20 protein-coding genes are annotated in these 21553 nt (G+C 72.6%); 10 read left to right on the top strand and 10 right to left on the bottom strand.

Annotated elements, in window-relative coordinates; genetic code table 11:
- Position 1: 1 nt before the first annotated feature.
- The 5 genes from ACFC8N_RS02425 to ACFC8N_RS02405 form a co-directional block, all read right to left on the bottom strand.
- Complete coding sequence (locus ACFC8N_RS02425; RefSeq protein WP_356022901.1) at positions 2 to 943, bottom strand: sugar ABC transporter permease; 942 nt, start codon at positions 941 to 943, stop codon at positions 2 to 4.
- A 12-nt stretch (positions 944 to 955) separates the two neighbouring features.
- Complete coding sequence (locus ACFC8N_RS02420; RefSeq protein ID WP_376285623.1) at positions 956 to 2299, bottom strand: ABC transporter substrate-binding protein; 1344 nt, start codon at positions 2297 to 2299, stop codon at positions 956 to 958.
- A gap of 51 nt (positions 2300 to 2350) precedes the next feature.
- A complete protein-coding gene (locus ACFC8N_RS02415) occupies positions 2351 to 3562 on the bottom strand; it encodes an ROK family transcriptional regulator (RefSeq protein WP_356022896.1) in 1212 nt (403 codons plus the stop codon).
- Positions 3563 to 3771: 209 nt separating this feature from the next.
- Positions 3772 to 4392, bottom strand: coding sequence for a Uma2 family endonuclease (locus ACFC8N_RS02410; protein WP_376285621.1), 621 nt, complete (start codon positions 4390 to 4392; stop codon positions 3772 to 3774).
- Positions 4393 to 4529: 137 nt separating this feature from the next.
- Positions 4530 to 5636 (bottom strand): mechanosensitive ion channel family protein, encoded by a 1107-nt coding sequence (locus ACFC8N_RS02405; RefSeq protein ID WP_376285618.1) that lies wholly within the window; start codon positions 5634 to 5636, stop codon positions 4530 to 4532.
- A gap of 334 nt (positions 5637 to 5970) precedes the next feature.
- Here ACFC8N_RS02405 and ACFC8N_RS02400 point away from each other — a divergent pair, with 334 nt between their 5' ends.
- From ACFC8N_RS02400 to ACFC8N_RS02380, 5 genes are all read left to right on the top strand, one after another.
- Positions 5971 to 6507, top strand: coding sequence for an HNH endonuclease (locus ACFC8N_RS02400; RefSeq protein ID WP_071377809.1), 537 nt, complete (start codon positions 5971 to 5973; stop codon positions 6505 to 6507).
- 283 nt (positions 6508 to 6790) lie between these two features.
- On the top strand, positions 6791 to 7099 hold the full coding sequence (locus ACFC8N_RS02395; RefSeq protein ID WP_376285615.1) for a DUF397 domain-containing protein: 309 nt from the start codon (positions 6791 to 6793) through the stop codon (positions 7097 to 7099).
- Positions 7100 to 7207: 108 nt separating this feature from the next.
- The gene (locus tag ACFC8N_RS02390; protein ID WP_356022886.1) at positions 7208 to 7360 is read left to right on the top strand and encodes a hypothetical protein; all 153 of its coding nucleotides are present in this window, start codon (positions 7208 to 7210) and stop codon (positions 7358 to 7360) included.
- Positions 7361 to 9460, top strand: a complete 2100-nt coding sequence (malQ, locus tag ACFC8N_RS02385; protein WP_376285611.1) for a 4-alpha-glucanotransferase — start codon at positions 7361 to 7363, stop codon at positions 9458 to 9460.
- 58 nt (positions 9461 to 9518) lie between these two features.
- The gene (locus ACFC8N_RS02380) at positions 9519 to 9800 is read left to right on the top strand and encodes a hypothetical protein (protein WP_356022881.1); all 282 of its coding nucleotides are present in this window, start codon (positions 9519 to 9521) and stop codon (positions 9798 to 9800) included.
- A gap of 114 nt (positions 9801 to 9914) precedes the next feature.
- Here ACFC8N_RS02380 and ACFC8N_RS02375 read toward each other — a convergent pair whose 3' ends face one another.
- Positions 9915 to 11207, bottom strand: a complete 1293-nt coding sequence (locus ACFC8N_RS02375; RefSeq protein WP_376286247.1) for an MFS transporter — start codon at positions 11205 to 11207, stop codon at positions 9915 to 9917.
- Positions 11208 to 11642: 435 nt separating this feature from the next.
- Between ACFC8N_RS02375 and ACFC8N_RS02370 the strand changes: the two genes are divergently transcribed.
- Positions 11643 to 12614: a helix-turn-helix domain-containing protein gene (locus ACFC8N_RS02370; RefSeq protein ID WP_356022879.1), complete on the top strand. Its 972-nt coding sequence runs from the start codon at positions 11643 to 11645 to the stop codon at positions 12612 to 12614.
- 21 nt (positions 12615 to 12635) lie between these two features.
- Here ACFC8N_RS02370 and ACFC8N_RS02365 read toward each other — a convergent pair whose 3' ends face one another.
- On the bottom strand, positions 12636 to 13241 hold the full coding sequence (locus ACFC8N_RS02365) for a TetR family transcriptional regulator (RefSeq protein ID WP_362819600.1): 606 nt from the start codon (positions 13239 to 13241) through the stop codon (positions 12636 to 12638).
- A 130-nt stretch (positions 13242 to 13371) separates the two neighbouring features.
- Here ACFC8N_RS02365 and ACFC8N_RS02360 point away from each other — a divergent pair, with 130 nt between their 5' ends.
- Genes ACFC8N_RS02360 through ACFC8N_RS02350 form a run of 3 tightly spaced genes read left to right on the top strand, consistent with a single transcriptional unit; the run spans position 13372 to position 16834 of the window.
- On the top strand, positions 13372 to 14910 hold the full coding sequence (locus tag ACFC8N_RS02360; RefSeq protein WP_376285606.1) for an FAD-dependent monooxygenase: 1539 nt from the start codon (positions 13372 to 13374) through the stop codon (positions 14908 to 14910).
- Positions 14911 to 14948: 38 nt separating this feature from the next.
- Complete coding sequence (locus ACFC8N_RS02355; protein ID WP_376285603.1) at positions 14949 to 15869, top strand: DMT family transporter; 921 nt, start codon at positions 14949 to 14951, stop codon at positions 15867 to 15869.
- A gap of 59 nt (positions 15870 to 15928) precedes the next feature.
- On the top strand, positions 15929 to 16834 hold the full coding sequence (locus ACFC8N_RS02350; protein ID WP_356022871.1) for a LysR family transcriptional regulator: 906 nt from the start codon (positions 15929 to 15931) through the stop codon (positions 16832 to 16834).
- A 117-nt stretch (positions 16835 to 16951) separates the two neighbouring features.
- Here the strand turns inward: ACFC8N_RS02350 and ACFC8N_RS02345 are convergent, their stop codons facing one another.
- Together ACFC8N_RS02345 and ACFC8N_RS02340 are read right to left on the bottom strand one after the other, a co-directional pair.
- Positions 16952 to 17245: a hypothetical protein gene (locus ACFC8N_RS02345; protein ID WP_376285600.1), complete on the bottom strand. Its 294-nt coding sequence runs from the start codon at positions 17243 to 17245 to the stop codon at positions 16952 to 16954.
- Between the two features lie 112 nt (positions 17246 to 17357).
- Positions 17358 to 17843 carry a DUF1203 domain-containing protein gene (locus ACFC8N_RS02340; protein WP_376285598.1) on the bottom strand — a complete coding sequence of 162 codons (486 nt, stop codon included), beginning with the start codon at positions 17841 to 17843 and terminating at the stop codon, positions 17358 to 17360.
- Positions 17844 to 17955: 112 nt separating this feature from the next.
- Between ACFC8N_RS02340 and pepN the strand changes: the two genes are divergently transcribed.
- Positions 17956 to 20532, top strand: a complete 2577-nt coding sequence (pepN, locus tag ACFC8N_RS02335) for an aminopeptidase N (protein WP_376285595.1) — start codon at positions 17956 to 17958, stop codon at positions 20530 to 20532.
- Between the two features lie 65 nt (positions 20533 to 20597).
- On the opposite strand, the gene ACFC8N_RS02330 is transcribed toward pepN, so the two are convergent.
- Complete coding sequence (locus tag ACFC8N_RS02330; protein ID WP_376285592.1) at positions 20598 to 21515, bottom strand: LysR family transcriptional regulator; 918 nt, start codon at positions 21513 to 21515, stop codon at positions 20598 to 20600.
- Positions 21516 to 21553: the final 38 nt, after the last annotated feature.

Raw genomic sequence — 21553 nt, 5'->3', positions numbered from 1 at the left:
GTCAGTCACCTGCCTGGATGAGACCGCCCCGGCGCCGCATCAGGAACGCGGTGAACACCATCGACAGGGCGAAGAGGACGAGGGCGACGACACACGCGGAGCCGTAGTCGAAGCGCTGGAAGCCGAGGTTGTAGACGAGCTGGGGGAGGGTGAGCGTGGACTTGTCGGGGTAGCCGGGCTCGAACTGGGTGCCGGCGCCCTGGATCACGCCCGAGGCGACCTTTCCGGCGATCAGGGGCTGGGTGTAGTACTGCATCGTCTGGATGACGCCTGTGACGACGGCGAACATGATGATCGGCGAGATGTTCGGCAGCGTCACGTACCGGAAGCGCTGCCACGCCGACGCGCCGTCCAGCTCGGCCGCCTCGTACTGCTCCGTCGGCACGTCGAGCAGGGCGGCCATGAAGATGACCATGAGGTCGCCGACGCCCCACAGCGCGAGCAGGGCCAGGGCGGGCTTGGACCAGGCGGGGTCGTTGAACCAGCCCGGCGCCGGGACGCCCGCCTTCTCCAGGATCGAGTTGACCGGGCCCGTACCCGGGTTGAGCAGGAACGCGAACGCCATGGTCGCGGCGACCGGCGGGGCCAGGTAGGGCAGGTAGAAGAGGGTGCGGAAGATCCCCGTACCGGTCTTGATCTTCGTGATGAGCAGGCCGACGCCGAGCCCGAAGGCCACCCGGAGGGTCACCACCACGAGGACCAGCCACAGGGTGTTGCGCAGGGCGGGCCAGAAGAGGGGGTAGTGCTCGAAGACGTAGGTCCAGTTCTTGCCCCCGCTCCAGGTCGGCGGCCGGAAGCCGTCGTAGTGCATGAAGGAGAAGTAGACCGTCGAGATCAGCGGGTACGCGAAGAAGACCGCGAAGCCGATCAGCCAGGGCGACATGAAGGCGAGCGTCCTCAGCGCCGAGCGGCGGCGCTTGGCCGCGAGAGTGACCGTACTCATGGGCCGCGTCGCCTACTTCGCCTGCGCGATGTCCGTGTCGATCTGCGCGGCCGTCTTCTTCAGGCCGGCCTTCAGATCGGTGACCTTGCCGCTCTCGTAGTCGTAGCCGAACTGCTGGATCGTCACCAGGTACTGGCCGCCGTTGACCGAGGCGGGCGTGGTGGTCGAGTCCGGGTCGGCGGCGATGTCGAGGAACGTCTTGAAGCGGGGGTCGTACGTCAGCTTCGGGGACTTCAGCGCGGCGAGCGTGGAGGGCACGTTGTGCAGGTCGTTGGAGAAGCCGACCACCGCGTCGGTGTCCGTGCTGATGTACTTGACGAATTCCCAGGCCGCGTTCTGCTTGCGGCTGGCGGCGGCGATGCCCGTGATGGTGCCGGTGATGTAGCCCTTGCCGTACTGCGCCGCCCGGTCGTCGGGGACGGGCAGCGGAGCCACGCCGATGTCCAGGTTCGGCTGGGCGGCGAGCGCCATCCCGAGCCGCCACTCGCCGTCGAGCTGCATGGCGACCTGGCCGGTGTGGAAGGGGTGCTTGGCGCCCCACTCGTCACCGAGCGTCGAGCGGTACTTCTCCAGCTTCTGGAACCCGCCGAGTTCGTCCACGAGCCGCTTCTGCAGGCCGAACCCCTGCTCGAAGGCCGGGTCCTTGGCGATGTCCGACTTTCCGTCCGTGCCGAAGTACGTCGGCGAGAACTGTGCGAAGTAGTGCTCGGTGGTGGTCTCCCAGCCGTGGTAGTCCGGCATGAAGCCAAGCTGTTTGTACGAGTCCCCGTCCGGGATCGTCAGCTTCTTCGCGTCGGCCTCGAACTCGGACCAGGTCTTCGGCGGGCTGGTGATGCCCGCCTTCTTGAACTCCGTCTTGTTGTAGTAGAGCCCGTACGCGTCACCGAGCAGCGGCACCGTGCAGCGGTCGCCGTCGAACTGGGTGTACTCGTTCATCGTCTTCGGGAAGGTCGCGGCGGGGTCGATGCCCGACTTCTTGAAGAAGGGGTTCAGGTCGACCAGCGCGCCCGAGGAGCAGAACTTGCCCACGTTGTTGGTGGTGAAGGAGGAGATGACGTCGGGGGCCTTGTCGCCGCCCGAGCGCAGCGCCTGGTTGATCTTGTCGTCGGTCACGTTGCCGACGACGTTCACATGGATGTTGGGGTGCGCCTTCTCGAATCCGGCGATGAGGGTGCGGACCGCCTTGACCTCGTTCGGCGCGCTCCAGGCGTGCCAGAAGTTGATCGTCGTGTCCTTCGAGGCGTCGTCCGTGGCGCCCGAACCGGACTGGCCCGTACAGGCGGTGGTGAGCAGGGCCAGGGAGGCAATGGCGGCAAAGGCCGCCTTTCGGGCGGCGCAGGGTATGACTTCGGGCATGGCGAGGTCTCCCAGGGGGACGGGAAAAGGGGTGTTCTTCCGAGGTGGGGCTCAGCGCGAGGTGTCGAAGACCTCGTCGCGGGTGGTGACGAGCGCGGACTCCAACGCGCCGCGCAGTACGGGGTGTTCGCGGACGTCGCCGACGAGCAGCCGGGGCCGGGCCGCCGCCAGCTCCTCCAGCTCGGCCTGGACGAGGGCGCGCAGCACCTCGCCGCCGGCCGCGAGGGCGGGGCCGCTGAGGACGACGAGTTCGGGGTCGAGGACGGAGACGAGCGAGGCGAGACCGATGGCCAGCCGGGTCGCGTAGGTCTGGAGCAGCTCGCGGTAGGGGCCGGTGGCGTGATCGGCGGCGCGGGCGACGAGCGTGGCGGCGACCTCGGCGTGCGGCCCCGTCGGCAGGTCCTCGATGCCGAGTTCCCGGGCCAGTTTCGGTACGGCCTGGGAGCCGGCCAGCTCCTGGTAGCCGCCGCTGTTGGCCTTGGTCACCTGGCGCACCAGGGGGGTGCCCGGCACCGGCAGGAAGCCGACCTCGCCGGCGCCGCCGGTCCAGCCGCGGTGCAGCCGGCCGCCGAGGACGAGGGCGGCGCCGAGCCCCTCCTCGCTCCACAGCAGCACGAAGTCCTCGTGGCCCTTGGCGGCGCCGAGCCGCTGTTCGGCGAGGGCGACGAGGTTGACGTCGTTCTCGTACTCCACCGGCATCGGCAGGGCGGCGGCGAGTTCGTCGAGCAGGGTGGGGGAGTGCCAGCCGGGCAGGTGGGAGGCGTAGCGCAGCCGGCCCGTGCCCGGGTCGAAGGCGCCGGGGGTGCCGATGACGAGCCGGTGCACGTCGGACCGGGCGAGCCCGGCCGCCTTCACGGCCCCGTCGAGCGCGTCGGTGACCTGCTGGACGACGGGCTGGGCGGGATGCCGTCCGGGGGTGGGCAGTTCGTACTCGCCCACGGTGTGGCCGGTGATGTCGGCGACGGCGGCGCGGATGCGGTGCGGGGCGACGTCGAGGCCGGCGGCGTACGCGGCACCGGGACGGACCGCGTACAGCTGGGCGCTGGGCCCCGGCCGCCCCTCGCTGGTCCCGGTCACCCGGACCAGTCCGGCCGCCTCCAGTCGGGCCAGCAGCTGGGAGGCGGTGGGCTTGGACAGGCCGGTGAGCTTGCCGATCCGGGTGCGGGACAGCGGTCCGTGCTCCAGGAGGAGGTCCAGGGCGGCGCGGTCGTTCATGGCGCGCAGGACGCGCGGGGTGCCCGGCGTACCGGCGGTTCCTGCCATGGGGGTCCACACCTGCCTCTCCAGCCGCCCAGCTTCCCAGTGACCTGGCCGGACGTCCAGTCTCGATCACCGGTTGCCGGTCGCCGTAGATCATTGTTAGGAAGGTTTCCTATTCGGGTGGGAGGAACGTAAGCCCAGGACGAAGGGGGCGTCAATAGACAACGGGCCCGAGGAGACGGAGTCGTTACCTCGGGGGCGGGGACCGGGGCTCAGTTGTCGAGGAAGGGGGTGGTGTCGAGGGTGGGGTACGGCGCCGAGAGGGGGAGCGGTTTGCCGAGGCTCACCTTGGTGTCGGTGTCGTAGTACGCCTCGGTGGGGTCGTCGCCGGGGAGGATGGGGTCGGTGTAGCAGTGGGCCGTTTGGGAGTGGCGGTTGATCAGGACGTAGACGGGGACGCCGGCGGCGGCGGGGGTGCGGAGCTTGGGGCCGGTGTCGGTCTCGTGGTTGGTGGAGGTGACTTCGCCGACGAGGGCGAGCATGTCGATGGGGTACCAGCCCTTGTTGGCTTTGCGGTACGACTCGTCGAGTTCCGTCGGCTCGCGGCGGAGGATGTAGAAGTCGGGGATGACAAGGGCCATCGTGCTGCCGTCATTGTGGGCGGCACGGAAGCCCATGCCCATGCCCGCCAGGTCGATTCCGGCGGTGTGGAAGTGGACAGCGAGCCTGACAGCGCCATTGCTGTGCTTGAAGTCCGACTGCGGCGGCATGATGACCGACCCCTCGACGAATTCCGGCCGAATCGGCATCGGCGACGCCTCTTCGAACGTGATCAACAAATCGATGGGGTCCACCTGCGTCATGACCGGCTCCATGATCGGTTCGGCGCTCATCCCTGGTTCTCCTCACGCTGATGCCAGGCTAAGCCCGCGCTGGGCGCCCCGGCAGAACGATGGGGCACCCCGCACGCCATCGGCGTCGGAATGCCCCATCCGTTCACTCGAACGAGCGTGCTGAACCGTTCCGCTCGCTACTTGGCCGGAGGCTCCGGCTGCTGCGGAGCGATCGGCGCCGTCGCCTTCGTCTGCGCGGAGTCCGCGTTGGAGAAGACCGAGGGGGCCGCCACCGAGGCCGTCGGGTCCGGGGTGTCCGCCGCGTCCTCCGCCGCGGTCGCGCCGCCCACGATGCGTATCTGCGCCGCGTCGAACGCCCGCTTGATCCGCCAGCGCAGCTCGCGCTCCACCGGCAGCGCCTTGCCCGGCATCGTCTTCGCCGAGACCCGGACGACCATGGAGTCGATCAGGACCGAGTCCAGGCCCAGCACCTCGATCGGGCCCCACAGCAGCTCGTTCCAGGGCTCTTCCTTGCTCATCTGCTCGGCGACCGCGTCCAGCGTGTCCTTGACCTTGTCCAGGTCCTCGCTCGACCGCACCGTCACGTCGACCCCGGCCGTCGCCCAGCCCTGCGAGAGGTTGCCTATCCGCTTGACCTCGCCGTTGCGCACGTACCAGATCTCGCCGTCCGAGCCGCGCAGCTTGGTCACGCGCAGCCCGACCTCGATCACCTCGCCGGTGGCCACGCCCGCGTCGATCACGTCACCGACGCCGTACTGGTCCTCCAGGATCATGAACACGCCGGACAGGAAGTCCGTGACCAGGTTGCGCGCGCCGAAACCGATCGCCACGCCGGCGACACCGGCCGACGCCAGCAGCGGCGCCAGGTTGATCTTGAAGGTCGACAGCACCATCAGCGCCGCCGTACCCATGATCAGGAAGCTCGCCACCGAGCGGAGCACGGAACCGATCGCCGCCGACCGCTGCCGGCGCCGCTCGGTGTTCACCAGCAGCCCGCCCAGCGCGGTGCCGTCCACGGCCTGCGCGGTCCGGGCCATCCGGTCGATCAGCTTGGTGATCGCCCGCCGCACCACCGCTCTGAGCGCGACCGCGATCACGACGATCAGCAGGATCTGCAGCCCCATCGCGAGCCAGGTCGACCAGTTCTGCTCGACCCAGCTCGCCGCGTTCGTCGCGCTCTCCTGGGCATCCTGGAGAGAGGGGACGGCCGGTGCCGTCGACCCGGAAGGGGCGGGGGACGGCGACGCACCGGCGGCCAGGAGGACGACGGGCAAGGACGACACGGCAGGTACCTCCAGGTGCTGCGAGTTCCGTACCGGTGGGGCGGTCAGGTGTTCCAGGGACTTTCAAGGTCACGGAAAGGTCACCGGACGGACTGACCACCACACTAACGGGGCATTGTGTGTGCCCCGCGCGATTACGCCAAGGAGGGCCGCGGGGGAGACGGGGCTCACCCTGGCTTGAACAGGCCATGATCCGGGGGATGTATCCGGTGTGGTCGAAAACACTCCCAGCCCGTTACCGGGACATGGTGGCGCGTTCACCAGGCATGAGGGGAGACTGACCTCAGATCGTCCCGGCGCGAGCCACGCGCCGCCGACGCCCAAGGAGGCACCCGTGCCGCATGTCCTGGTCCTCAACGCGTCGTACGAGCCGCTCGGCGTCGTACCGCTCCGCCGCGCGCTCATCCTCGTCCTGGAGAACAAGGCCGTCTCCTTGGAGGAATCCGGCGCCTATATGCACAGCGCGACCGTCACAGTCCCCGCACCCAGCGTGGTCCGGCTCAAGCGATTCGTACGGGTTCCCTACCGGGGGCCCGTTCCTCTCACCCGCCGCGCGCTCTTCGCCCGCGACGGGGGCCGGTGCATGTACTGCGGTGGCGTCGCAACCAGCGTCGACCACGTCATCCCGCGCAGCCGCGGGGGCAAGCACGTCTGGGACAACGTGGTGGCGTCCTGCCGCCGCTGCAACCACGTCAAGGCCGACCGCCACCTCGTGGAGCTGGGCTGGCGCCTGCGCCACAAGCCGGCCCCGCCGACGGGCCTGGCCTGGCGCATCATCGGCACGGGCCATAGGGACCCGCGCTGGTTGCCCTACTTGCAGCCGTACGGCGCGGACGACGCCCTGGCCCGGATCGACGGCATCTCCGCCTGACGGTCCGGGCTTCTGCGTACGTTGCCGGGCCGCATGCCGTCGGCATGCGGCCCGGGGGGAGGCGTGCCCCACTCGGCCGAACCAGCTGACTACACGATCACGAGCCGCCCGCCGGGCTCGTCCGTCAGGCACGTCAGCAGTGCCCACACCGTCTTGCCCACCCCGGACCGTGGCCCCACGCCCCAGTCGTCCGTCAGTGCCTCGACGAGTGCCGGCCCGCGCCCGAACTGATCCTCGCCGGTCGCGTCGCGCGGGCACGGCAGCCGCTCGCCGCGTGGGCCGCATGTCTACTGTGCGGGTGGAGAACGCGGGCGAGAGCGCGGAACACGGCGCCTTCTTCGACCGTACGGCCCGGCTCAGCCTCGCCCAGCACGACTCCGCCCAACTGATCGACAACATCTGCCGGGAGTTCTGGCTCATGCCCGAGTTCGACTTCGTGACGTCCGGCTGCAGCAACACCGGAGGGAACTGCGTCGAAGTCGCCCGCAACCTCCCCCGCACCGTCGCCGTCCGCGACTCCAAGACCCCCGACGGCCCGATACTCCGCCTCGCCCCGCAGACCTGGACGGAGTTCACCGCGTCGCTCCGCTGAGTCGAATGTGACGAATGGCATGTTGTTCCCTGCCGTACGTCTGCCGTCGCGCTCACGGGGTAGGGCTGCGGTAACCCACAAGGTCGCCGTACCCGAAAGGAGGCCCCCGTGTCCGTCTTCTGCGCGGAGAGCGCCTGCACCCAGGCCCCGCTGACCAGCGAGCCGCCCCTGCCCGACGCCGAACCCCTGACCAGTGAGCCGCCGCTCGCCGAGACCGCCCCGCTGACCAGTGAGTCCGACGCCTTCGGTACGGGGGTGTAGGTGACCGCGGCGCTTGCGGACACGGACCTGTCCCGGCTCGCCGAGCTGCACGGGGTCGCCACCTCCTACCGCCCCGCCCCGGACCGTACGGTCGCCGTGCCCGCTTCCGCCGTGGTCGCCGCCCTGACCGCCCTCGGCGTCGACGCAGCCGGCCAGGGCGCCGTCCGCGCCGCGCTCGCCGCCCGGGAACGCGAGCTGCGCGAGCGCCTGCTGCCGCCGACCGTCGTGCGCTGGGCCGGTGATCCGAGGGGGCCCGCCGCTCTCGCCGCGCTGCCTCCCGGCACCCGGCTCACCGTCACCACGGAGGGCGCGACGGAGGACCGGGAGTGGGACGCGAGCGGGGAACTGCCGCTGGGAGTGCACCGGTTGACCGCCGTCGCGCCCGGCGGGCGGACCGGCCGCGCCCACCTCGTCGTCGCCCCCGACCGGCTGCCCGCCCCGGCCGGCCGCTCCCACGGCCTGCTCGTCCAGCTGTACTCGCTGCTCTCGCGCCGCTCCTGGGGCATGGGCGACCTCGGTGACCTCGCCGAGCTGGCCGGCTGGGCCGGGCGCACCGCAGGCGCCGGATTCGTGCAGGTCAACCCGTTGCACTCGGCCGTACCCGGCGCCCCGACCGATCCTTCGCCGTACCGCCCGTCCTCCCGCCGCTTCCCGGACCCGGTCCATCTGCGGATCGAGGACGTACCCGAGTACGCGTACGCCGAGGAGGCCGAGGGCCGGGAACGGCTGGCGGTGCTGCGGGAGCGGGCGGCCCGGCTGCGCGCCGACGTCCTCGACAAGGGCGGGCTCATCGACCGGGACGCCGTGTGGGAGCTGAAGCGCGAGGCCCTGGAGACCGTCCTCGCCGTACCGCTCGGGCCGGGGCGGCAGGCGGCGTACGACGCCTTCCGCGCCGCCCACGGCCGGGCCCTCACCGACCACGCCACCTGGTACGCCCTCGCCGAGACCCACGGCGCCGACTGGCACGGCTGGCCCGAGGAACTGCGCGACCCCCGCTCGGCCGCCACCGCCCGGGCCCGCGCCGAACTCGCCGACCGCGTCGAGTTCCACACCCGCCTCGCCTGGCTCACCGACGGCCAGCTGCGCGCCGCCCAGCGGGTCGCGGGGGAGGCCGGGATGTCCGTCGGGATCGTGCACGACCTCGCCGTGGGCGTGCATCCGCAGGGCGCCGACGCCTGGGCGCAGCAGGACGTGTTCGCCGCCGGCATGTCCGTCGGCGCCCCGCCCGACGCCTTCAACGCCCGCGGCCAGGACTGGGGCCTGCCGCCCTGGCGCCCCGACCGGCTCGCCGCCTGCGGCCACGCCCCGTACCGCGAGCTGCTGCGCGCCCTCTTCCGCTACGCCGGCGCCCTGCGCATCGACCACGTCATGGGCCTGTTCCGGCTGTGGTGGGTGCCCCGGGGCAGCGCGCCGACGGAGGGCACGTACGTCCGCTACGACGCCGACGCCATGCTCGCGATCCTCGCCCTGGAGGCCGGCCGCGCCGGGGCGGTCGTCATCGGCGAGGACCTGGGCACCGTCGAGCCGGGCGTGCGCGAGGCGCTCCAGCGGCGCGGGGTGCTCGGCACCTCGGTCCTGTGGTTCGAACGGGACTGGGAGGGCGACGGCCGCCCGCTGCCCCCCGAGCGCTGGCGCGCCGACTGCCTGGCCACCGCCACCACCCACGACCTGCCGCCCACCGCCGCCCGGCTCACCGGCGACCACGTCGGCCTGCGCGACCGCCTCGGCCTCCTCACCCGCCCGGCGGCCGAGGAGCGCGCCGAGGCCGACGCCGACACCGCCGAGTGGCTCGCCCTGCTCGGCAGCCTGGGCCTCCTGGACCGGCCGGGCGCCGGACCGCCCGGTTCCGACGAGGAGGAGGAGATCCGCGCCGTCCACCGCTTCCTGCTGCGCACCCCCGCCCGGCTGATCGGCGTCTGGCTCCCGGACGGCATCGGCGACCGCCGCCCCCAGAACCTGCCGGGCACCTGGGACCAGTACCCGAACTGGCGGCTGCCGATCGCGGACCGCGACGGCCGCCCCCTGCCACTGGAGGAACTGACGGCCGCGCCCCGACTGCGGGCGTTACTCGATGTATTCACACAGGTCAGGCGCGGGTGAACGGCGCGTACGGGACCCCGGACGCGCGCCGTCACGGGTGATTCGCTAACTTGAGAACGTGGACAAGAAGAACGCCCTGCGCGCCGGCGCCCTGGCCTCCGGTACGACGCTGATGATGCTGCTCATGTCGTCCCCCGCGCTCGCGCTGACCCGCGACGACGGTGACGACCCCGGCAAGGGCCTGAGCGTCGTCCAGACGCTGGGCCTCTACGTGCTGATCCCGCTGGCCCTGTTCGCCGTCATCGCCGGCCTGGTGATGGCGCTCGACAAGTCCAAGATCCGGACCGTCAAGCCGTCGTCGGACACCGCTGCGAAGTCCGGGGCCGACGCCAAGGCCTGACCGCACACCGGTTCTTCCGCCGGGGGCGCCCGTCTTCCCGCCGTATGCGCGCATCGCCGTGTCCGGGTGGGGGCGGCGCCCCCGGCGTTTTTGTCGCCGCAAACTCCTCGGCGCTCAGCCACGCGGCAGCAGGAGGCGGGAGAGGGCGGCGGTGCAGAGGAGGAGCGCGGCGACGGCGAGGAGGCCGACGCGCATGCCGGGGAGGGAGAAGTCGCCGCCGGGGCCGGAGAGCAGGCTGCCGAAGAGGGCGACGGCGAGCGCACCGCCGGTCTGGCGGAAGGAGTTGAGCAGCCCCGACGCCGTCCCCGCGCGCTCCCGGGGCACCGCGTCCATCAGCAGCGCGGTCAGCGCGGGCACCGCGAGCGCCCCGCCGATGCTCAGCGGCAGCAGCAGGACCAGGACCAGCCACACCGGGGTGTGCACGGCCAGCGGCAGCATGGCCAGCATCGCCGCGCTGAAGACCAGCTGACCGGTGACGATCACCGGACGCCGCCCGATCCGCTCCGCCATGCGCGGCGAGATCAGGTTGGTCGCCGTCACCACCGCCGACATCGGGACGAACATCAGCCCGGCCGCCGTTCCCGACATCCCGCGCAACTGCTGGTAGTACAGCCCGAGCAGGAAGATCCCGCCGTAGAAGGCGGCGTTGACGGCGAAACCGACCGCGAGCGGGACGGCCACCCGGCGGTTCCTCAGCATGCCGAGCGGGACCATGGGCTGGCGGTGTCGGGTCTCTGTCGCGTAGAAGGCGTAACCGGAGACGACGGCGAGCGCGGCGGCGGCCAGGACGGGGCCGCTGGTCCAGCCCCGGTGGCCGCCCTCGATCACCGCGAAGGCCAGCCCGGCCAGGGCCAGTACGGCGGTGAGCTGCCCGCCGCCGTCCAGCGCGGCGGGCCGGCGCGGGGAGCGCGGCACCCGGACCAGCAGGCCCAGGATCACCGCGCCCACCGGGAGGTTGAGCAGGAACACCGCCCGCCAGCCTGCCGAGTCGGTGAGCAGCCCGCCCAGCACCGGGCCCGCGGCCATCGCCACCGAGCCGCCGACCGTCCACAGCGCGATGGCGCGGGCGCGCGCCCGGACGTCGTCGTACGCCTGCCGGATCAGCGCCAGCGAGGCCGGCATCACGACCGCGGCGGCGGCGCCCTGCGCCACGCGCGCGCCGACGAGCGCGCCGATGCCGGGCGCGAGCGCGCAGCCGAGCGAGGCGAGGGTGAACAGGGCGACGCCCCAGGCATAGGCGCGGCGGGCGCCGGTGCGGTCGGCGAGGGCGCCGGCGGAGAGCATCAGGGCCGCGAACATCAGGGTGTACGCGTCCACCACCCACTGCAGCCCGGCCATCCCGCCGCTGAAGGAGTGCCGGATCGCGGGCAGGGCGATGTTCACGGCCGAGACGTCGATGGTGATCACGGTGAACCCGAGCAGCGAGGCGACCAGCGCGAGACCGCTCCTGCGGGGCGCGGCGGGGGCACCGCCCGGTGGCGCGGCGGGCGCGGCTGGTCGGGCCCGGTCCGGCCGGCGTCGCCGGACCGTGAGCGCCGATGCCTCGGGGGCGGGCCCGTGAGCGGTGGCGGTGGACCGGGACGGGGTGGTGGTCACAGTGACTCCCTTTGATCTACGGGTGGTTGACGGCTCGTCAGTGGTGACGGGGACGGGCGGCGGCGCCCGCCGGGGCCGCGGTCCGGTGTCGTGCACCCCCTGGGCCCCGGCGGCCGGGCCGCCCGCTCCGGGTCCAACTGTGGCTGCGCGCACGGCCGTCCGGCAGACCGCGTCGTGCCGGGGGTGCCGCGTTCCAGGCCCTGACACGGCCCCCCACGTTCCCGGCCCGCCTGCGACAATGGCCGGATGGCAGCAGCATCAGCGGACACCCGGGGCACTGAGCTGGGCAGGTATCTGAAGGCCCGCAGGGCGCAGGTACGCCCGGAGGAGGTCGGTCTTCCGGCCGGCGCGGGCGTGCGCCGCACTCCCGGACTGCGCCGGGAGGAGCTGGCCGCCCTGGCCGGGGTGAGCGTCGACTACTACATCCGCCTGGAGCGCGGCCGGGAGACCAACCCTTCGCCCGCCGTCGTGGACGCCCTCGGCCGCGCTCTGCGGCTGCGCGGCGACGGTTACGAGCGCCTGCACGAGCTCGCGGAGCTGGCCGCGGGCCGGGTCTCGGAGCTGCCCGTCTGCTCGGACCACACCGTCCGCGACTCGGTACTGCGCATGCTGGAATCGGTGCGCCCGCTGCCGGCCTACGTCGTGAGCCGCTACAACCGCGTACTGGCCGCGAACCCGCCCGGCCGGCGGCTGCTGCCCGGGCTCTGGGACTGGCCGGAGGACCAGCGCAACCTGACCCGCTACCTCTTCCTCCACCCCGTCGGCCGGACGCTCTACGAGCCGTGGGAGGAAACCGTCGCCCTGTCGGTGGCGCACCTGCGGGCGGTCGCCGGGGCCGACCCGGACGATCCCGAGCTGACCGCGCTGGTCGGCGAACTGGTGCTGAAGTCACCCGAGTTCGCAGGGCTGTGGGAACGGTACGACGTCTGCGAACGCGGCGGCGGACAGAAGACCTTCCGGCATCCGAAGGCCGGCCCGATGACCCTGACGTATGAGGTCATGCGACTGGCCCGGACGGGCGGCCAGCGGATGGTGGTCTACCAGGCAGCCCCCGGCAGCCCGGACGAGCAGGCCATGTTCGGCCTGGACTGCGCGGCCGCTCGACCGGTGGCGTTGCCGGAGCCGGAGCCGGAGCCGGAGCCGGTGCTCTCGGGGCGTCGGCCGGAGGCGGCCGCCGAGCCGTGTCCCGCCTGCGCGCAGACCCCGGCCCACGCCTGATCGCGGCCCGCCGGGCCCTGTTCAGGGGTTCGGCGCCGTCAGATACCGCTGCACGGTCGGCCCGAGCCACGCCAGCAGCTCCGCGCGGGTCAGCTCGACGGCCGGCGGCAGGCGCAGGACGTAGCGGGTGAAGGCCAGCCCGAGCAACTGCGCGGCGCACAGCGCGGCCCGCGCCGCGAACTGCTCGGGGTCGGGGCACGCCTGGCGGGCCACCGGCAGCAGCTGTTCCCGGAAGATGGTCTGCATCCGTTCGGCGCCGGCCTGATTGGTGGCGCCGACCCTGAGGACCGCTGTCAGTTCCTCGTTCTTCTCCCACAGGTCGAGGAAGTGGCCGACCAGTGTCCTGCCCACCTCGTCATGCGGCACTTGCCCCAGGTCGGGCAGCCGCAGATTCAGCGTGACGGCCGCCGCGAACAGCCCCTCCTTGCTGCCGAAGTACCGCATCACCATCGACGGGTCGATCCGCGCGTCCTTGGCGATGGCCCGGATGGTGGCCCGCTCGTAGCCGTCGGTGGCGAACCGCTCGCGGGCGGCGTCGAGGATGGCGGACCGCGTGGCGTCGGAGCGCCGCGCAGGGCCGCCCGTGGCCTGCGTCGCGTCCTGGTTCTTCTGTGCGCTGCCGTTCATAACAACGAGCGTAGGCCAACACTCGTAGGCCAACAAGTGTTGACGCGCTCCGCGGCACGGTCCTACCGTTGCCTACAAGCGTTGGCCTACAGGTGTTGGCCAACAGGTGTTGTCGCCCCAGGAGGCCACCATGAACGGCACCACTGGACACGTCGTCATCGTCGGCTCCGGCCCCACCGGGCTGCTGCTCGCCGGTGATCTCGCCGCCGCCGGCGTCCCGGTCACCGTCCTCGAAAAGCGCCCCCACAAGATCAGCAACCTCTCCCGCGCCTTCGTCCTGCACGCCCGCACCCTCGAACAGTTCGACGCCCGCGGGCTGGCCGACGGCCTGGAGGCCATCGGCCGGCCCCTCGACCACCTCCTCGCCTTCGGCCGGCTCGACCTCGACCTCGGCGTCCTCCCCTCCCGCTTCCGGCACCTCCTCGTCCTTCCGCAGTACGAGATCGAGAAGGTCCTGGCGGAGCGGGCCGTCGAGGCGGGGGCGGAGTTCCGGTACGACACCGAGGTGACCGGGCTCGCCCAGGACGCGGACGGGGTCACCGTCGCGGTGCGCGGGCCCGACGGACGCACCGAGACGCTCCGGGCCGCGTACGTCGTCGGCGCCGACGGGATGCGCAGTGCCGTACGGCAGGCGGTCGGGCTGCCGTTCCCGGGCAAGTCGGTGCTCCGGTCCGTCGTCCTCGCCGACGTCCGGCTCGCCGAGGAGCCGCCGACCCTGCTCACGGTGCACGCCGTGGGCGACGCCTTCGCCTTCCTCGCGCCCTTCGGCGACGGCTACTACCGGGTGATCGGCTGGCACCGCGGCCGCGACCTCCCCGACCACGAGCCCGTCGACCTGGCCGAGGTCAAGGAGATCACCCGGCTCGCCCTCGGCCGGGACTTCGGGATGCACGACGCCCGCTGGATGTCCCGCTTCCACAGCGACGAACGGCAGGCGCCCGCCTACCGGGTGAGCCGGGTCTTCCTGGCCGGCGACGCCGCGCACGTGCACACCCCGGCCGGCGGCCAGGGCATGAACACCGGGCTCCAGGACGCGGCCAACCTGAGCTGGAAGCTGGCCGCGGTCGTCGCCGGGCACGCGGACCCCGCGCTGCTCGACACCTACCAGGCCGAACGGCACCCGGTCGGCAGGGCGGTGCTGCGCAGCAGCGGCGGGATCATCCGCCTGGCGATGGCCAAGCGCCCCTGGACGCGCGCAGCGCGCTCCGCGCTCACCCTGTTCCTGAACACCGTGGGCCCCGCCCGGCGCGCCCTCGCCGCCCAGGTCACCGGCATCGGCTACCGCTACCCCGCACCCCGCGGCGCCCACCGCCTCACCGGCACCCGGGTCCCGGACGTCGCCCTGGCCGGCGGCGGCCGCCTCTACGAGGCCCTGCGCGGCGGCCGGTTCGTCCTGATCACCCCGGAGCCCGGCGCGGCGGACCCGGACCGCACCGGCCGGCTCACCGTGGCCCACTGGGCGAGCGACCGCCGTACGACCGTGCTGGTGCGCCCCGACGGCTACGCGGCCTGGGCGGCGGACGGCGCCGACCCGGAGCGCACACGGGCTGCGGTCGCCGCGTACCTCGGCGGCCAGCCGGCCGGCGGCCCTCGTCAACCGTTCAGTTCTGCTGAAAAGAACGGTCGTAAAGTTTCGATGGACCTGACAGGTCGCTCCTTGCGACGGTAGCGGCACGGACCCGCTGCCGCCTCGCCGAAAGGACCCCCGTGACCGCCGTCCTCCCCCGGACCGCCACCACCCCCACGACCCCCACGACCTCCCCCTCCACCTCCACCGCCCCCGGCCTCGTCTGCGCGGCCCTCGCGACGGTCGTCTGGTCCGGCAGCTTCGTGACCTCCCGCGGTCTGCACGACAGCGTCCCGCCGATCCAGCACGCCTTCTGGCGCTGGGTGATCGCCCTGCTCGCCGTGGCACCGTTCGGCGCCCGGCAGGCCTGGCGCGGGCGGGCCCTGTTCCGCCGCCACGCCCGCTACGTGCTCCTCACCTCGCTGCTCGGCGTGGCGGTCTACAACACCCTCGTCAACCAGGCCGGACTGACCACCCCGGCTGCCACGATGGGCATGATCATGGCCGCCTCGCCGGTGCTCATGGCGGTCTTCGAACGGCTGGGCGGTGTACGGCTCGGCGCGCGGCGCGCCACCGGGCTGCTGATCGCCTGCGCGGGCGTGGCCCTGCTCGTGGGCGGCGCCGCGCGGTTCTCGGCGGGCGACCTGTGGATGATCGCGGCCGCCTGCTGCTTCGCGGGCTACAGCGCGCTGCTGCGTCGCAAGCCTGCCGAACTCGGCGGCACCGCCTTCCTGTTCAGCACGTTCGTCATCGGCGCCCTCCTGCTCCTGCCCGCCCAGGCGGCGAGCGTGGCCGTCCAGGGCGGCTTCACCCCGGCCCCCGGCACGGTCCTGCCGCTCCTCTACGTGGGCGTGGCCTCCTCGGCCGTGGCCTTCTTCGCCTGGAACAAGGCCATCACCCTGATCGGCCCGACCCGCGCGGGCATCGTCTACTACCTTCAGCCGATCTGCGTGGCCCTGCTCTCCTGGGTGCTGCTCGGCGAGACGACCGGATGGCCGCAGCTGCTGTCGATGGCGCTGATCCTGGGCGGAGTCGTCCTGGGCGCAGGCTCCCGGAGGTGACGGCGGCGCCGGATGCCGTGCACCGAGGTGCGCCGCGGGGCGGCGTGTAGCGTGCGCGCATGGTCGAGTGGGACATCCGTAAGCTGCAGATCCTGCGTGCCCTGCGGGAGCGCGGGACGGTGACCGCGGCGGCCGAGGCCCTGCACATGACCCCCTCCGCGGTCTCCCAGCAACTGACCAATCTCGCCCGGCAGCTCGGTGTGCCCCTGCTGGAGGCGCGGGGCCGCCGGGTGCGGCTCACCGACGGGGCCCGGCTGGTGCTGGCGCAGACGGAGCCGGTCTTCGAGCAACTGGAGCGCGCCGAGGCGGCGTTGGCGGCGTACGCCGAGGGGGAGGCGGGGGAGGTCCGGGTGGGCGCCTTCGCCACCTCGGTGCCCGCCCTGGTCGTACCGGCCGTAAGAGCCCTGCGGGACACCCACCCCGGGGTGAGCGTCCGCGTGCGGGAGGCGGAGGCGGCCGAGGCCTACGACCTGCTGACCGCCGGCGACGTCGACCTCGCCCTGTCCCTGGCGGCCGAGGCCCCGAGCGCGGCCGACCCCCGCCTCACCCAAGTCCCGCTGCTGGCCGACCCGTTGGACGTGGCCCTGCCCCCCGATCACCCCCTGGCGTCGGCCCCCGCCCCGACCCTGACCGACCTGTCCGCCGAACCGTGGATCTTCGGCGGCAGCGGCCCCTGGTCGGACATCACCCGCCGGGCCTGCGAAGCGGCCGGCTTCAGCCCCCACCAGGGCCACTCCGCCTCCGGCTGGACCGCGATCCTCGCCATGGTCGAGGCGGGCATGGGCGTGGCGCTGGTCCCCCGGATGGCCGCGGGCCGGCGGGACGGGGTGGTGCTGCGGGACCTCGGCCCGGACGGTCCGGTCCGGCACGTCACGGCGGCGGTCCGCAGGGGCGGCGAGTCGGGGCGGGCGGTGAGCCGCGTACTGGAGGCCCTGAAAGGCGCGGTGGCGGCGGGCGGGCTCTGACGGCTGCCGTCGCCGCGGCGCCGCCCGACGCGAAGGCCCCGCACCGGTCACGGTACGAGGCCTTCTGCATCCACTCGGAGACCCACACATACGGTTCACCGACGGCCGGACGGACTGTCAGCGATCGCAGTCGGTACCCATGTCGGTGTCCTGCCCGCCGGGGCTTCCCTCGCCGTTGAGCAGGTTGCCGGCCAGCCCGTTGAGGATGCCCACCTCACCCAGAATGTCGAGATTCTGGTTGTGTGTTCGGCATCCACCGCCACCGTGCATCTGCACCGCGGGCTGGGCAAGGGCGGGACCGGCACCCATCACACCGACACCGGTGATGACGGCGGCCGCAACGGCGAGCTTGGATATCAGGCGCATTTCTGCCTCCTCGGGCTGAATGGAGCGCACCATCAGAAGATCCACATTGCGCTCATCTCGGAGGCTAGGCCGCCGTCCGCCGCGGCGCTCATCGGGGACGCCATTCGGGGCCCGGCCATTCGGGGCCCCGAAACCCGATCAGGGCGCGCGTGATCGGTCACCGGCCCCGCCGCACCTCGTACAGAAAGCAGCCGTACTCCACCGCCCGCACATGCACCAGCGCCACCTCCGGATCGGCGAAGGCCTCCGCGAGGGCGTCCGGGAAGTCCGCGGTCACCAGGCGGCCGCCGAGGATGCGGCCCTCGCGGGAGTAGCGGCGCAGCACGCGGGGGGCGTTGGCGAAGGGCAGCTCGGCGGGGTCGGCCGGGCCTGCGCAGTCCTCGGCGTGGACGAAGACCGGGCCCTGTTCGTCGTAGGCGCCGGGGCGGGCGCCGGTCTCGGCCGCCCAGCGGCGCAGCGGGGCGTACGAGACCAGGGCGATCCGCTCGCCGGGGGCGCTCCTGCGCAGGCAGCAGCGCAGCGGGGCGCCGCCCTCGGCGTCGGTGTAGGGGACCGCGGGGCGGCCCGCGTCGTCGGTGACCCGCAGGGACCGCAGGACCTCGGGGGTGATCGGACGTGCCGTGTGTGCCGTTGTCGTCGTCATGCCCCAAGCGTCCGTTCCGGCCGCCGTGGTCACCGGCGGGATGCGGACATCGCGTTCCGTGTGGATCCCATGGAAGGATGACGCAACCGACACATAACGAGGAGATGACCGCGTGCCTGGCACAAACCTGACTCGCGAAGAGGCGCAAGCGCGGGCCGAGCTGCTCACCGTTGACTCGTACGAGATCGATCTCGACCTCTCCGGCGCGCAGGAGGGCGGCACCTACCGGTCCGTGACCATGGTGCGCTTCGACGTCGCCCGCGGTGGTGCCGAGTCCTTCATCGACCTGGTGGCGCCCACCGTCCACGAGGTGACCCTGAACGGTGACCCGCTCGACCCCGCCGAGGTCTTCGCGGACTCGCGGATCGCGCTGCCGGGGCTGCTGGAGGGCCGCAACTGGCTCCGCGTGGTCGCCGACTGCGCGTACACCAACACCGGCGAGGGGCTCCACCGCTTCGTCGACCCCGTCGACGAGCAGGCGTACCTCTACACCCAGTTCGAGGTGCCGGACGCCCGCCGGGTCTTCGCCTCCTTCGAGCAGCCGGACCTGAAGGCGGCCTTCCAGTTCACCGTGCGGGCGCCCGAGGGCTGGACGGTCGTCTCGAACTCGCCGACGCCCGAGCCGAAGGGCAACGTCTGGATCTTCGAGCCGACCCCGCGCATCTCGTCGTACATCACCGCGCTGATCGTCGGCCCGTACCACTCCGTGCACAGCGTGTACGAGAAGGACGGCCGGTCCGTGCCGCTCGGCATCTACTGCCGTCCCTCGCTCGCCGAGTTCCTCGACTCGGACGCCGTCTTCGAGGTGACCCGGCAGGGCTTCGACTGGTTCCAGGAGAAGTTCGACTGCGCGTACCCCTTCGCCAAGTACGACCAGCTGTTCGTGCCGGAGTTCAACGCGGGCGCGATGGAGAACGCCGGTGCCGTCACCATCCGCGACCAGTACGTCTTCCGGTCCAAGGTGACCGACGCGGCGTACGAGATGCGGGCCGAGACGATCCTGCACGAACTTGCCCACATGTGGTTCGGCGACCTCGTCACCATGGAGTGGTGGAACGACCTGTGGCTGAACGAGTCGTTCGCCACCTACACCTCCATCGCCTGCCAGGCCGCCGCCCCCGGCTCGCGCTGGCCGCACTCGTGGACCACGTTCGCCAACTCCATGAAGACCTGGGCGTACCGGCAGGACCAACTGCCGTCCACGCACCCGATCATGGCGGACATCCGCGACCTGGACGACGTGCTCGTCAACTTCGACGGCATCACGTACGCCAAGGGCGCGAGCGTGCTGAAGCAGCTCGTCGCGTACGTCGGCGAGGACGAGTTCTTCAAGGGCGTGCAGGCCTACTTCAAGCGCCACGCGTTCGGCAACACGCGCCTGTCCGACCTGCTCGGCGCCCTGGAGGAGACCTCCGGCCGGGACCTGAAGACCTGGTCGAAGAAGTGGCTGGAGACGGCGGGCATCAACGTCCTGCGCCCGGAGATCGCCACCGACGCCGACGGTGTCATCACCTCCTTCGCGGTGCGCCAGGAGGCCCCGGCGCTGCCCGCCGGCGCCAAGGGCGAGCCGGTCCTGCGCCCGCACCGCATCGCGATCGGCCTCTACGACCTCGACGCCGCGAGCGGCAAGCTCGTGCGCACCGAGCGCGTCGAGCTGGACGTCGACGGCGAGCTGACGGCCGTACCGCAGCTGAGCGGCACGCGCCGCCCGGCGGTCGTGCTGCTCAACGACGACGACCTGTCGTACGCCAAGGTCCGCCTGGACGAGGAGTCGCTGGCGTTCGTCACCGAGCACCTCGGCGACTTCGACGCCTCCCTGCCGCGCGCGCTGTGCTGGGCGTCGGCCTGGGACATGACGCGGGACGCGGAACTGCCCGCCCGTGACTACCTGTCCCTCGTTCTGTCGGGCATCGGCAAGGAGTCCGACATCGGCGTCGTGCAGTCGCTGCACCGCCAGGTCAAGCTCGCCATCGACCTGTACGCCGACCCGGCCGCCCGCGAGTCCCTGCTGACCCGCTGGACCGACGCGACCCTGGCCCACCTGCGCGCGGCCGAGCCCGCGAGCGACCACCAGCTGGCCTGGGCCCGTGCCTTCGCGGCGACGGCCCGCACGCCGGAGCAGCTGGACCTGCTGGAGAGTCTGCTGGAGGGCACCCACACCATCGAGGGCCTTGCCGTGGACACCGAGCTGCGCTGGGCGTTCGTGCAGCGGCTCGCCGCGGTCGGCCGTTTCGACGAGGCGGAGATCGCGGCGGAGTACGAGCGGGACCGGACCGCGGCCGGTGAGCGGCACGCGGCGACGGCCCGCGCCGCCCGCCCGACGCCGGAGGCGAAGGCGGAGGCCTGGGCTTCGGTCGTCGACTCCGACAAGCTGCCGAACGCCGTGCAGGAGGCCGTCATCGGCGGCTTCGTGCAGACCGACCAGCGCGAGCTGCTGGCGCCGTACACGGACCGGTACTTCGAGGTTCTGAAGGGCGTCTGGGACTCCCGCTCGCACGAGATCGCCCAGCAGATCGCCATCGGCCTGTACCCGTCGGTCCAGGTCAGCGAACAGACCCTGGCCAAGACGGACACCTGGCTCTCCGCGGCCGAGCCGAACGCGGCCCTGCGCCGCCTCGTCTCCGAGTCCCGCTCGGGCGTCGAGCGCGCCCTGAAGGCCCAGGCGGCGGACGCGGCGGCGGGCAAGTAGTACACCTGGTACACCGAGTGAGGGCGCCCGGCCCCTGTGCCGGGCGCCTTCGCGTCATCCCGGGGTCAGCGGTCCTCGCGCACCGAGACCATTGCCCTCAGCACCCGCGCGAACGCGCGGACCGTCTCCGTCTCCGCGTCCCGGTGCCAGACCAGGCCCAGCTCGGAGTCGGGCAGGCCGTCCACGGGGACGTAGGCGATGTCGTCGCGGTGGTGGTGGGCGGCGGTGGGACGGCAGAGCAGCAGCGCGCCGCGGCCGGCGGCGGCCAGGGAGAGGGCCTCCTGCAGGGTGGTGGCGGCGGGGCCGGGCAGTGGGCCGGGTGCGCGGGCGGCGCGCCAGTAGGCGGGAGCCGGTGACGCAGCGCCGATCAGTGGCTCGGTCGTGAGGTCCGCCGCGGCGATCCGGTCCCGGGCGGCGAAGCGGTGGTGCCGGGAGACGGCCAGTGTGTGGCGTTGGCGGGAGAAGACCGGGCCGAGGACCAGGTCGGGTTCCTCGACCGGCAGGAGCACCACCGCCGCGTCCACCGCACCGCGCCGCAGCGCTCCGAACGGATCCGCGTACGGGACCTCCACCAGGTCGACGCCGCGGGCCGGGTCCGCCGCCTCGAAGGCCGCGACCGCCGCCAGCAACTGCGCGTAGGCCGTGCCCTGGAAGCCCAGCCGCAGCGGTCCGGCCCCGCCCCGGGCCACCGCCCGGGCGTCCGCGACCGCCGCGTGCAGATCGTCGTACGCCGGACGCAGCCGCTCCAGGAAGCGTTCGCCGAGCGGGGTCAGGGCCACCCGGCGGCTGGAGCGGTGCACCAGCCGGGCGCCGACCCGGCGTTCGAGCGCGGCCAGCAACTGGCTCACCCGGCTCTGCGAGACGAACAGCCGCTCACCGGCCCGGCCGAAGTGCAGTTCCTCGGCGAGCACGAGAAAGCACTCCAACTCCCGCATTTCCAGCCCGGACACGCAGCCTCCCCGGCATCGATCACTCCCGCTCATGCAAGGGTGAGGACTTCGCCGTTGTTCCCGGACCGGGC

It is taken from the genome of Streptomyces sp. NPDC055966 (genome assembly GCF_042269865.1).
Classification (GTDB): Bacteria; Actinomycetota; Actinomycetes; order Streptomycetales; family Streptomycetaceae; genus Streptomyces.
This window is presented reverse-complemented; position numbering and strand designations above follow the sequence as displayed.

What these genes read in the sequence shown, in the direction of transcription:
- ACFC8N_RS02425 (WP_356022901.1), bottom strand. Translation starts at nt 943, where the DNA reads ATGAGTACGGTCACTCTCGCGGCCAAGCGCCGCCGCTCGGCGCTGAGG.
- ACFC8N_RS02420 (WP_376285623.1), bottom strand. Translation starts at nt 2,299, where the DNA reads ATGCCCGAAGTCATACCCTGCGCCGCCCGAAAGGCGGCCTTTGCCGCC.
- ACFC8N_RS02415 (WP_356022896.1), bottom strand. Translation starts at nt 3,562, where the DNA reads ATGGCAGGAACCGCCGGTACGCCGGGCACCCCGCGCGTCCTGCGCGCC.
- ACFC8N_RS02410 (WP_376285621.1), bottom strand. Translation starts at nt 4,392, where the DNA reads ATGAGCGCCGAACCGATCATGGAGCCGGTCATGACGCAGGTGGACCCC.
- ACFC8N_RS02395 (WP_376285615.1), top strand. Translation starts at nt 6,791, where the DNA reads ATGTCTACTGTGCGGGTGGAGAACGCGGGCGAGAGCGCGGAACACGGC.
- ACFC8N_RS02370 (WP_356022879.1), top strand. Translation starts at nt 11,643, where the DNA reads ATGGCAGCAGCATCAGCGGACACCCGGGGCACTGAGCTGGGCAGGTAT.
- ACFC8N_RS02365 (WP_362819600.1), bottom strand. Translation starts at nt 13,241, where the DNA reads ATGAACGGCAGCGCACAGAAGAACCAGGACGCGACGCAGGCCACGGGC.
- ACFC8N_RS02360 (WP_376285606.1), top strand. Translation starts at nt 13,372, where the DNA reads ATGAACGGCACCACTGGACACGTCGTCATCGTCGGCTCCGGCCCCACC.
- ACFC8N_RS02350 (WP_356022871.1), top strand. Translation starts at nt 15,929, where the DNA reads ATGGTCGAGTGGGACATCCGTAAGCTGCAGATCCTGCGTGCCCTGCGG.
- ACFC8N_RS02340 (WP_376285598.1), bottom strand. Translation starts at nt 17,843, where the DNA reads ATGACGACGACAACGGCACACACGGCACGTCCGATCACCCCCGAGGTC.
- ACFC8N_RS02330 (WP_376285592.1), bottom strand. Translation starts at nt 21,515, where the DNA reads ATGAGCGGGAGTGATCGATGCCGGGGAGGCTGCGTGTCCGGGCTGGAA.